12 protein-coding genes and 2 pseudogenes are annotated in these 9,389 nt (G+C 71.5%); 3 read left to right on the top strand and 11 right to left on the bottom strand.

Going from position 1 to position 9,389, the window contains the following annotated elements; all coding sequences use genetic code 11:
* Nucleotides 1-103 (top strand): annotated as a pseudogene (locus tag PV341_RS40935) (hemerythrin domain-containing protein); the annotation flags it as partial.
* A 311-nt stretch (nt 104-414) separates the two neighbouring features.
* Here PV341_RS40935 and PV341_RS40930 read toward each other — a convergent pair.
* The 10 genes from PV341_RS40930 to PV341_RS40885 form a co-directional block, all read right to left on the bottom strand.
* A complete protein-coding gene (locus PV341_RS40930; protein ID WP_500323971.1) occupies nt 415-597 on the bottom strand; it encodes a hypothetical protein in 183 nt (60 codons plus the stop codon).
* Between the two features lie 108 nt (nt 598-705).
* Nucleotides 706-921, bottom strand: coding sequence for a hypervirulence associated TUDOR domain-containing protein (locus PV341_RS40925; protein WP_500323970.1), 216 nt, complete (start codon nt 919-921; stop codon nt 706-708).
* 50 nt (nt 922-971) lie between these two features.
* Complete coding sequence (locus PV341_RS40920) at nt 972-1,202, bottom strand: DUF6480 family protein (protein WP_500323969.1); 231 nt, start codon at nt 1,200-1,202, stop codon at nt 972-974.
* 24 nt (nt 1,203-1,226) lie between these two features.
* Entirely contained in the window at nt 1,227-1,913 is a 687-nt protein-coding gene (locus PV341_RS40915) for a UdgX family uracil-DNA binding protein (protein WP_500323968.1), read from the bottom strand.
* Between the two features lie 141 nt (nt 1,914-2,054).
* Nucleotides 2,055-2,210 carry a DUF6131 family protein gene (locus PV341_RS40910; protein ID WP_326579019.1) on the bottom strand — a complete coding sequence of 52 codons (156 nt, stop codon included), beginning with the start codon at nt 2,208-2,210 and terminating at the stop codon, nt 2,055-2,057.
* 30 nt (nt 2,211-2,240) lie between these two features.
* A complete protein-coding gene (locus tag PV341_RS40905; protein WP_500323967.1) occupies nt 2,241-2,567 on the bottom strand; it encodes a plasmid stabilization protein in 327 nt (108 codons plus the stop codon).
* Nucleotides 2,568-2,727: 160 nt separating this feature from the next.
* Complete coding sequence (locus PV341_RS40900) at nt 2,728-3,204, bottom strand: hypothetical protein (RefSeq protein ID WP_500323966.1); 477 nt, start codon at nt 3,202-3,204, stop codon at nt 2,728-2,730.
* A gap of 39 nt (nt 3,205-3,243) precedes the next feature.
* Entirely contained in the window at nt 3,244-4,080 is an 837-nt protein-coding gene (locus PV341_RS40895) for a Rieske (2Fe-2S) protein (protein ID WP_500323965.1), read from the bottom strand.
* A 129-nt stretch (nt 4,081-4,209) separates the two neighbouring features.
* On the bottom strand, nt 4,210-5,367 hold the full coding sequence (locus tag PV341_RS40890) for a PP2C family protein-serine/threonine phosphatase (protein ID WP_500323964.1): 1,158 nt from the start codon (nt 5,365-5,367) through the stop codon (nt 4,210-4,212).
* Nucleotides 5,368-5,450: 83 nt separating this feature from the next.
* Nucleotides 5,451-7,181 (bottom strand): PP2C family protein-serine/threonine phosphatase, encoded by a 1,731-nt coding sequence (locus PV341_RS40885; RefSeq protein ID WP_500360485.1) that lies wholly within the window; start codon nt 7,179-7,181, stop codon nt 5,451-5,453.
* Nucleotides 7,182-7,396: 215 nt separating this feature from the next.
* Here PV341_RS40885 and PV341_RS40880 point away from each other — a divergent pair, with 215 nt between their 5' ends.
* Together PV341_RS40880 and PV341_RS40875 are read left to right on the top strand one after the other, a co-directional pair.
* Nucleotides 7,397-8,053, top strand: a complete 657-nt coding sequence (locus PV341_RS40880) for a HemK2/MTQ2 family protein methyltransferase (protein ID WP_500323962.1) — start codon at nt 7,397-7,399, stop codon at nt 8,051-8,053.
* Nucleotides 8,034-8,258, top strand: a complete 225-nt coding sequence (locus PV341_RS40875) for a CDGSH iron-sulfur domain-containing protein (RefSeq protein ID WP_500323961.1) — start codon at nt 8,034-8,036, stop codon at nt 8,256-8,258. The genes PV341_RS40880 and PV341_RS40875 overlap by 20 nt, the downstream gene beginning before the upstream one ends.
* Before the next feature lie 461 nt (nt 8,259-8,719).
* Here PV341_RS40875 and PV341_RS40870 read toward each other — a convergent pair.
* A pseudogene (locus PV341_RS40870) lies at nt 8,720-9,389 on the bottom strand (zinc-binding dehydrogenase); the annotation flags it as partial.

Below are 9,389 nucleotides of genomic sequence, written 5' to 3'. Positions count from 1 at the left end.
CCCCAGCGCCCCGGACACCCCGCCCGGCAACAAGCTCCTGGCGCCGGGGACCGGGCTGGTGGACCGGGCACGCGACTTCGTCACCGGCCGCGGCCGTTCCTGACGCGAGCCGGCCTCCCTGGGCCGTTGCGGCGGGCGACCGCCGGAACGGCACAGGGGCCTGACACGGCGGTGACCGGGGTTCCACGAGCATCTCGTGGCGGACGTCCGCGGCGGGCCATCCGCCGCCCACCACGTGTTCGTTGAGGTTCTCCCCGAGCCCAGCGAAGCCGGCCTCCAGCCGCGTGTCGCACCGCGAATCCGGGGCATCCGGATTCTGCGGTGAGGCAGCCGCATGGTGGGTGAATGCCCCGGACGCCGGGTCCCCCCTCCCGGCGTCCGGGATCAACTCGTGCCCCCCGGTCGGCGCGATCGTCAGTCGGGGGGTTCTTGCGGTGGAAGGTCGCGCGGCGCGTCGGGAACGTCGGTGTCCGGTCGTCCCCGTTCCGCCGTGTCGGGATCGCGCCCGCGGTGCCCGCGGGCCTGCTGGAGATCCTGCTGGTCCTTAGGCGGCGGGGCGGTGTGCTCCGCACCTTCGGGCGTCTCGTCGCGCTTCACGTGTGTCTCCTTTCGGGTGCCCGGTATCGACGGACGCGGGGTGGCATCCGCCGCGGACGGCGGGCATCGCATGGAGCCCTGGCCGAGGCCGCCCTCGTTGCCCACGGCTCACCCGTCCTTGCCCAGTGCCCCCGGCTTGTGGACCGCCGAGCGCCCGGACTTGTCGCTCTCGACCTCGTACTGCGGTTCCTCACTCGAGGCGTCGACGGTGCGGTCCGCCGCCCGGGTCCGTTTGGTGACCTTCTTCTTGACCTTGCCGGTCACCTTCTGGCCGTGGCTCTTCCACGACACCTCGTCGCCCTTGCTCAGGTCGCGCTCGGCCATGGATTCCTCCTCGCGCAGGCGTTCGTATGTCCGGGTGCCCCTGCGCCGTACTAGGAGGAGAGTGCGACGATCATGGCGATCACTCCCGCGAGGAAGATCGCGACGACGCAGAAGATCAACACCAGCGGCGCGAATCCCCACGCCTTGCGAAGTTCCGGCCGCTCGGGGAGGGAGATTCCGTGGGTGGTGCTGCTTTCCGCCGGGGGTGTCTCCGTGGGGGGCACCTTGCGTTCGGCACTGCTGCTCGGGGCGGAACGGTCGGCTGCATGCGGCGTGCTCATGGCACACCTCCCAGAGGGACGCGGTCAGTGCATCTGCTGAGCATCTGCCCGTGACCCGGCCCGGGAAACGGAATCGGATCGTCCGAGGGCGTCGGCCACCACGCGCAGGTCCGCCACCAGTCCGGCGTACATCTCCTCGCGGTTCTCGCCGGCGCGCAGTACGGCGGAGGGGTGGACGGTGGCGAGGACGTGCGCCCCGTCGAGGGGCACGCCCGGCGTCAGGAGCTTCCCGCGCTGCCGGGTGACCCGGAACTCCGGGCCCATCAGGGCCTTCGCGGCGGTCGCGCCGAGGGCGACCACGATCCACGGGGCGATCCGTTCCAGCTCGGCCTCCAGCCAGGGCTTGCAGGCGGCGACCTCGCGGAGCGTGGGCTGCTTGTGGATCCTCCGCCTGCCATGCTCCGGGACGGTGAACTTGAAGTGCTTCACGGCGTTGGTGACGTAGGCGTCGGCCGGATCGATCCCGGACTCGTCCAGCGCCCTGCGCAGCACCTTCCCGGCAGGGCCGACGAAGGGAAGGCCCTGCCGGTCCTCCTGGTCCCCGGGCTGCTCGCCCACCAGTACGAGCCTCGCGGACGGCTCCCCGTGCCCGAAGACGGTCTGGGTGGCATCCGCGTACAGCGGGCACCCCCGGCACCCCGCGGCCGCGCTGCTCAGCGCCGCCAGGTCCGCGTCCTCGGGGACGTAGGGCGAGGCGTCATAGTCCGCCATGGGGGGTGCCTACCCCGCAGCCTTGGTGGGAAGCCGGTCAGGACAGACCTGGGTGTCGCGTCACCACGGCCGTGGCCGCGCGCGGCCGCCATGGCGGTCGCGCGCGGCCTCCGGACTGGCTGACGACCGGACCCGCGCCGCCTACCAGTAGTGCTTGCGCCCGCCGACGCTGTGCCCCACGGCGCCCAGCACCCAGAGCACGAGGCCGATGACCACGAGGATGATCCCGATGGTCCACAGGATCGAGATCCCGGTGAGGAAGCCGATGATCAGCAGGATGATGCCGAGGATGAGCATGATGTCCTCCGCTGGTTGACCCGCGTGCGCTCAGCTGTCGCCGAGGGCGCGTTGGAGTTCGGCCTTGTTCATGTGGGAGCGACCGTCGACGTTGCGGCGCTTGGCCTCCGCGTAGAGCTGGTCGCGAGTGGGTCCCTGGGAACCCTTGCCGGAGCGCTGTCCGCCGCGTTTGCCCGAGGACATGTCCTCGATGGAGGAGCGGCTGGCGGTCTTGGACTCACCCGCCCGGGCGCGTTCCTTGTTGACCGTACGGGCGGCGATCTCCTTGGCCCGCTTCTCGCTCTCGCCCCGGTTCTCGGCGCTCTCCTTGATGTGCTCGTACTGCCGCTCCCGCTTGCGACTCGACCCTGCGGGCATGTGATTCACCCCATTTGCTCATCTTGGTCTTGAGTCACGGCTACCCCGAAACGGAGGATCATCACACTTTTCACCCGAACGGCCTGACGGCGGAAGACGCCACAGGCGTTGCCACGGAGCGCGCGACGGCACGCCGTTGCGGGCCGGGCGGCGGCCGGGATCACCCGAGGCCGGCGCCGACGGCTTCGCGGCGTACGGTCTCCACCGTGTCGATCTGCTCCTGCGCGCGGTCCACGAGGGTGCGCAGCCGGTCCTCGTCCAGATCCTTCTTCGGTGTGAGCGACAGGAGCGACTGCCACAGCAGGCTCTTCCCCTCGATGCCCAGGCGCAGCGCCTCCAGTTCGATGACCGTGCTCAGGCCGGAACGGCGGACGACACGGCCGTTGAGCTTGAGCAGGCGCGCCTTCTCGGCGAGCCATCCCGCGTAGACCTTGTGACGTCGCGCCGGGACGTCGAGCGCGGCCATCAGGTCGAGGAGGCTCTGCCGGTCCTCGGCGATCTCGTCGGCCACACGCCGCAGTTCGTCGCCGTGCGGCGTGGAGCGGTGGTGGTCGGCGAGGTGACGTGAGATCAACTGCCCGGTGGTGGAGCCCGCCAGGTGGTCGTTCATGTAGATCTCGAGAGCCTGCTGACTCATGGCAGTTCCTCCTCGTGGCTCAGGGTGGCCCAGGGTGGCTCAGGACCGCGCGAGCCGGACCTCGACCTGCCCGTCGGCGGCTATCCGGCACTCGAAGCGGGGCTGCGGCGCGGTCGCCGGCCCCTGGACGTTCGCACCGTCCGACAGGCGGAACTGGCTGCCGTGCCAGGGACATTCGAGGCAGCCCTCGATGACCTTGCCCTCGTGCAGGGGGCCGTCCATGTGATTGCAGCGGTCGGCCAGGGCGTGGAATCGCCCGTCGTCCGCGCGCACCACGACCACGGCCGCCTCGTCGGCCATCCGCCGCACCGGCTCGCCGAACGGGAAGTCCTGCGGCACGCCGACGCGATGCCAGCCCGGCTCCACCAGCACCGGCACCGCCTCGGCGTGGTTCACGCCGGCGCCCTGCCGGTAGGCGAGGTGGCCGCCGAGCACCCCGCCCACCGTGGCCACGGTCATGCCGCCGAAGCCGAGGGCCCGGCCGAGGACCGGGCGGCCCTTGATCCGGGCCGCCAGTGAGCAGGCGTACGCGGTGACGGCGACGGCGTTGGCGGTCGCGTGGACCAGGCCCACGCGGGCCTGCCGGGGACGCTGCTCCGCCCAGTCCACCCATCCGGCGAGGGCCGCGGGCACCGCGGAGACCAGGCCCAGCGCCACCAGACGGCGGGCGGCACGGCTCTCGCCGGGGAGCAGGTCGAGCACCCCGGCGGAGGTCCAGGCACCGATCGGCACCTGGACGAGTACCGGGTGCACGGGGTGGCCGAGCCACAGCCCGCGCAGCGCGTCGCGCCCTCGGCCCAGGGGCAGGGCGCGCACGGCCTTGCGGACGACGGCGGCAAGCCCGTCGAGCCACTCCTGCCCTTCGAGGGTGTCCATCGCCGCAGGAAGGGCGGCGTTCGGGGACCCTTGCTTTTCGCTCGTAAGCCTCATAAGCCTCATGTGGAGCGGCTTTCCTCCTCACTCCACGACAAACCCGGCATCCGGCCGTGCGGCAACCGTGGCCTTCTACGCACGCCAGTCCAGGCACACGATCGAGGCGTCGTCCTCCAGGTGGCCGTGGCAGGCGACGGACACGGCGGACGTCATCATCTCGACCACTTCGCGGGGGTGCTCGGCGGCGGAGTCGCGGAGCATGACGGCCAGGTCCACGCCGCGGGCCCGGCGCTCCTGCATGCCGTCTGTGTAGAGCACGAGCCGGTCCCCGGCGCGCACGTCGAGGTCTTGAACCCGGTGGGGAGCCGGGGAAGGGACTCCGAAGGGAAGGTCGACGGCGAGGCGCAGTTCCTCGACCGTTCCGTCGCGCAGGCGCAGGGGCCATGGGTGCCCCGCGTTGACCAATTGAAAGCCGGTTCCGTCCAGGGCGACACGGACCAGCTGCCCGGTGGCCAGCCCGTGACTGCCGTGCTGCTGGATCGCCTCGTGCATCTGGCGGGCCTGCTCCGCCAGGTCGCACCCGGCACGGCGGGCGCGGCGGGAGGCGTTCACCAGGACGGTGGCCAGCATCGCCGACCTGATGTCGTGGCCCATCGCGTCGGTGATCGACAGGTGCAGCGTGTCGTAGTCCAGGGTGAAGTCGTAGGTGTCACCGCCGATGGAATCCGCGGGCACCAGCGCCCCGGCGACGGTGAACCCGTTCACCGTGCAGCAGGAGGCCGTGGGCAGCAGCTGCCGCTGGATCTCGGCCGCCAAGGTCATCGGCGTCGTGCGCTTGCCCCACTGGTAGACGTCGGTGAAGCGGCGATCGGTCACGACGATGTACGCCAGCGCGAGCGCCGCCTCGGCAACCTGTCCCAGCACGTCGTCGGTGGCGTCGGGCAGGGTCAGCTCCAGCACCCCGATCGTGTCGCCCCGGTTGGTGACGGGCGCGATCACCCGCTCACCCGTCCCGTCGCCGGGTACCCGCGTCACCTGCTGGCTGCGCAGCACGTCGTGGTAGACGCTGCCGTGCAGCGGAACCTGATCGGCGCTCCTGACCTGCTGCGAGTCCGCGTCCTCGCTGACCCGCACCATCTTCTGGCCGATGACGTCGGGGAGCAGCAACGACACCGAGCGGGCCCCGAACCGCTCCCTCAGGTTGCGCGCCACCACGTCCAGCGAGTTCACCGGCGAGGCTGCCTCCGCTGCCGTGAGTACGTCGTCGAGCCCGAGCTGGTCATGCGACACGGCGACCTCCCTTGCTCCCTGCACTTCTTCCCACCTTGGCCGCTTCACTCACAGGACCGCATCCGAGGGCGGCCGGCCCGGTCCTACGGGGCGGCGGGTGTGCGCAGAGCGAGGAAGGCGACGTCGTCGTCGTTGTCCTGGGGGCGGACCTGGCTCAGCAGCGAGTCGCTGAACGAGTCCAGGGGGCGCCGGGCCAGGGAAGCGGCGTGCTGGCGGAGCCGGTCGAGGCCGACGTCGATGGAGTGCCTGGTCGACTCGACCAACCCGTCGGTGTACAGCACGAGGGTGGCCTGCGGGGGCAGGGTGACGACGGCGTCCTGGCGCGGCTTGTCGGTGCCCGTGCCGAGCAGGATGCCGTGGCCCTCGGTGAGGAAGCTGGTCTGCCCGTCGTGGGTCACCAGGAGCGGCGGCGGATGGCCGGCGTTGGTCCACTCCAGTCGCCACAGCCTGTCATCGGCGCTGGTGAGCCGCGCGAAGATCATGGTCGCCATGGGCACTTCGGCGGTGTGCATGACGGCCTGGTCGAGGCGCGTGACGACGGCGCTGGGCGACTCGGGATCCGACCAGGCGAAGGCGCGCAGCATGTTCCGGACCTGTGCCATGCCGCCGGCGGCGTCCAGGTCGTGTCCGACGACGTCGCCTATGGCCAGTGCGGTGGCGCCGTCGACGAGAGGGAACGCGTCGTACCAGTCACCGCCGACCTGCGAGGCCTGCGGGGCCGGGACGTACCTGGCGGTCATCTGCAGGCCGGGGATCGTGGGCATCTGGGGCAGCAGGTGACGCTGCATCGTCTCGGAGACCTTGCGCTGCCTCTGGTAGAGGCGGGCGTTGTCCAGCGCCAGTCCCGCGCGGCGGGTCACGTCCTCCAGCAGCGGCAGGTCACCGGCGGTGAAGCCGTCCGGGCGTTCCGAGCGGCCCAGGGTGAGCGCCCCGAGCACGTCCCGCAGCCCACGGATCGGGGCGATGGCCGCGGAGTGCATGCCCGTCCTCTCGAAGAGCCGGTGCTGCTCGACCGCGATCCCGGAGTCCGGAGGGCCGTGGTACGTCGAGGCGGTGGCGATGGTCGACGCGGCGCCGCGCAAGGCGCGGGACAGCGGCATCGGGGATTCCTGCGGCACCGGCGGCATGGGCCCTTGCAGGTCCGCGCGCTCGATCAGGAGACCATCCTTGTTCTGGACCACCAGGGCGCGCCGCACCTCCTCGTTCTCGGTGAGGAGGTCGACGACCGCCCAGTCCGCCAGCAGCGGCACGGTCAGGGCGGCCAGGCGGTGCAGCGCCTCGTTCACGTCGAGTGTCGAGGTGAGCTGGGTGGTGGTCTCCGCGAGGAGGGCGAGACGGTCGAGATCCGTCAGCGGCGTCGAGAGCCCCGCTGCCGGCTCCTGGTCGGTCGTTGCCGCCTCCTGCCGCTGGTAGAGCATGACCAGGGCCCCCGGCCTTCCGGGCCCCAGGCCGTACGGCGTCAGGAACCAGGACAGCCCGAGCAGGCTGCCGTCCCCCCGGGCGAACCACCCGACGTCGCCGTGCCGGGTGCGTTCCGTGAGCAGGGCGTCACGCATCTCGCAACGGGAGCGCGGCAGGGTGTGACCGTGGCTGTCACGGTGGAGCAGGTCATGTGCGTCCTGACCGAGGAGATCCGCGGTGGACCTCTGCAGGAGGGTCCCTGCCGCCTCGTTGGCCGCGATGATCGACCCCTCGCCGTCCACCACGTAGGCGGGCGCCATGACGCCGTCCAGCAGGCTGTCGGGCATGCCCACACGCAGGGCCCGCGATCCCTCCAGGAAGGGCGGTCCGGTGTCCGGTACGACGGCGTCCATGTTCCCCTGTCCTCCGGTGCAACCCAGCTTTCCCGGCTTACCCGCGCACCAGGATCCCATGCGGTCGGCTCACGCTCTCGCCGACGAAGGGGCGCGACGACAGCGCCCGGCACGGGGGCGCAGAACCTGGAGGAGGCCGCCCACACGGAGCGACCGGTCCCGTACCTTGCCCTCAAGTTCATGATAGTTCCGGTGCCGCGGGGTAGTCGTGCCCTATGTGGCTTTTGTCCCCGCCAGGGGTGTACCGCCCCCAGGACGACACGCTCCTCCTCGAAGAGGCGCTGAAGCGGGAGCCTCTCGCCGACGGCACCGAAGTCCTCGATCTGGGGACGGGCAGCGGCGCGCTGGCCCTGACCGCCGCCGAGCGCGGCGCCGCGCAGGTGACCGCCGTGGACGCATCCCTGGGCGCGGTGTGCACCACCTGGCTCAACGCCCGCCTCAACGGCCTGCGCGTCAAAGTCCTGCGCGGCGACCTCACCGCACCCGTGACGGGCCACCGCTTCGACCTCATCACGGCCAATCCGCCGTACGTTCCGTCGCCGCAGGCGGACCTACCGACCCGCGGTCGCGCCCTGGCGTGGGATGCCGGGTCCGACGGCCGGGCGCTGCTGGACCGCATCTGCTCCGACGTGCCGCCGCTGCTCGCCCCGGGAGGCGTCCTGCTCCTGGTCCACTCGGCTCTCTGCTGTGTCGAGCGCACCCTGGGCCGGCTACGTCACGCCGGACTGCGGGCCGCGGTCACCGAGCGCCGGTACATCCCCTTCGGTCCCGTGCTGCGCGACCGGTCGGCGTGGCTGCAGGCCCAAGGGCTGATAGCCGCGGGGGAAGACAAGGAAGAGCTGGTGGTGATCCGTGCCGAACGTGAACGGTGAACCGGCGCCGACGCGCGTGACGATCACCAGGGACGGCCCGATCCTGATCGAGGGCCCCGTCGAGGTGGTCCTGGACGACGGCCGTGTCGTGCGTTCCGACCGCTTCGTCGTGGCTGTCTGCGCCTGCCGCCGCAGCCGCACCTACCCGTGGTGCGACACCAGCCATCGCCGGCGCGCCCGGCCTGCCCCGGCTCCCGCGGATTAGGTGGCCGGAACGGCGGTTGCCCGGCTCGCGGCGGAGAGGACGGCATGCGGGCCTTTTGTAGCGTCCTCCAGCGTCGGAAGCCGGACCTCAGCGGCAATGGTCGGCCACGGTCCGCGCCTCGGAATCGGTGCTCGGGGGACGCACGGTGAGCAGCCCGCGGGCGCACAGCTCCCGCACGACTTGCAGCAGCACGTCGCTCTGGCCCAAGCCACGTGCCCAGCCCGCTCCCGGGGCGGGCAGAGCTTCAACGGAGGGTACGTCCCGGGGCCGCGGGACGCAGGGAGCCTGTCGACCGGATTCCTCAGCGCACTACCGCGGTATCGGCACCGCGGCATCCGCCTTGATGGGACAACCGGGTGAACTCAGCCGCCCGCCAGGGCCCCCGCGGCATGGCACACGGACCCCTCTCGACGTGGGGAGGCTTGCGGAATGCCCGGTGGGTTCCCCGGCGGGATCGTCCCTCACGGGTGCATGAGGACCTTGATGGCACCGTCGGCCTTCTTCTGGAACATGTCGTAGGCCTGCGGGGCCTCCTCCAGCGAGACGTGGTGTGTGGCGAAGCCGTCCACGCCGAGCGGGTCCTCGTCGGTCAGGAGCGGGAGGATCTCGTCGCTCCAGCGCCGGACGTTCGCCTGGCCCATGCGCAACTGGATCTGCTTGTCGAACAGCGTCAGCATCGGCAGCGGGTCGGTCATGCCGCCGTACACGCCGCTCACCGAGATCGTGCCGCCGCGGCGGACCAGTTCGATGGCCAGGTGCAGGGCCCCGAGGCGGTCGACGCCGACGTTTTGCATGAGCTTGGCCGCCCAGGCGCGGGGCAGCAGACCGGCGGACTGCTGGACCAGCTTCCCGAGGGTGCTGCCGTGGGCCTCGGTACCCACCGCGTCGATCACGGCGTCCGGGCCGCGGCCGTCGGTGGCGTTCCGTACGGCCTTCACGAGATCGTCCTGGTCCTCGTACTCGTCGAGGCTGAAGACCTGGGCGCCGTCACGGCGCGCCCTGGTCAGCCGTTCCGGTACGTGGTCGACCCCGTGACCTTGCCCGCGCCCAGGTGGCGGGCGACGCGGCAGCACATGTCGCCGATCGGCCCCAGTCCCAGGACGACCACGCTGCCGCCCTGGGGGACGTCGG

The sequence above is a fragment of the Streptomyces sp. PA03-1a genome (genome assembly GCF_033792805.1).
Classification (GTDB): domain Bacteria; phylum Actinomycetota; class Actinomycetes; order Streptomycetales; family Streptomycetaceae; genus Actinacidiphila.
The sequence above is the reverse complement of the archived record's forward strand: the minus strand, read 5'-3'. Positions and strand labels throughout refer to the sequence as shown.

Coding starts and splice junctions, on each gene's coding strand:
- PV341_RS40920 (WP_500323969.1), bottom strand. CDS start 1,202: ATGAGCACGCCGCATGCAGCCGACCGTTCCGCCCCGAGCAGCAGTGCC.
- PV341_RS40895 (WP_500323965.1), bottom strand. CDS start 4,080: ATGGACACCCTCGAAGGGCAGGAGTGGCTCGACGGGCTTGCCGCCGTC.
- PV341_RS40900 (WP_500323966.1), bottom strand. CDS start 3,204: ATGAGTCAGCAGGCTCTCGAGATCTACATGAACGACCACCTGGCGGGC.
- PV341_RS40880 (WP_500323962.1), top strand. CDS start 7,397: ATGTGGCTTTTGTCCCCGCCAGGGGTGTACCGCCCCCAGGACGACACG.
- PV341_RS40905 (WP_500323967.1), bottom strand. CDS start 2,567: ATGCCCGCAGGGTCGAGTCGCAAGCGGGAGCGGCAGTACGAGCACATC.
- PV341_RS40915 (WP_500323968.1), bottom strand. CDS start 1,913: ATGGCGGACTATGACGCCTCGCCCTACGTCCCCGAGGACGCGGACCTG.
- PV341_RS40925 (WP_500323970.1), bottom strand. CDS start 921: ATGGCCGAGCGCGACCTGAGCAAGGGCGACGAGGTGTCGTGGAAGAGC.
- PV341_RS40885 (WP_500360485.1), bottom strand. CDS start 7,181: ATGGACGCCGTCGTACCGGACACCGGACCGCCCTTCCTGGAGGGATCG.
- PV341_RS40910 (WP_326579019.1), bottom strand. CDS start 2,210: ATGCTCATCCTCGGCATCATCCTGCTGATCATCGGCTTCCTCACCGGG.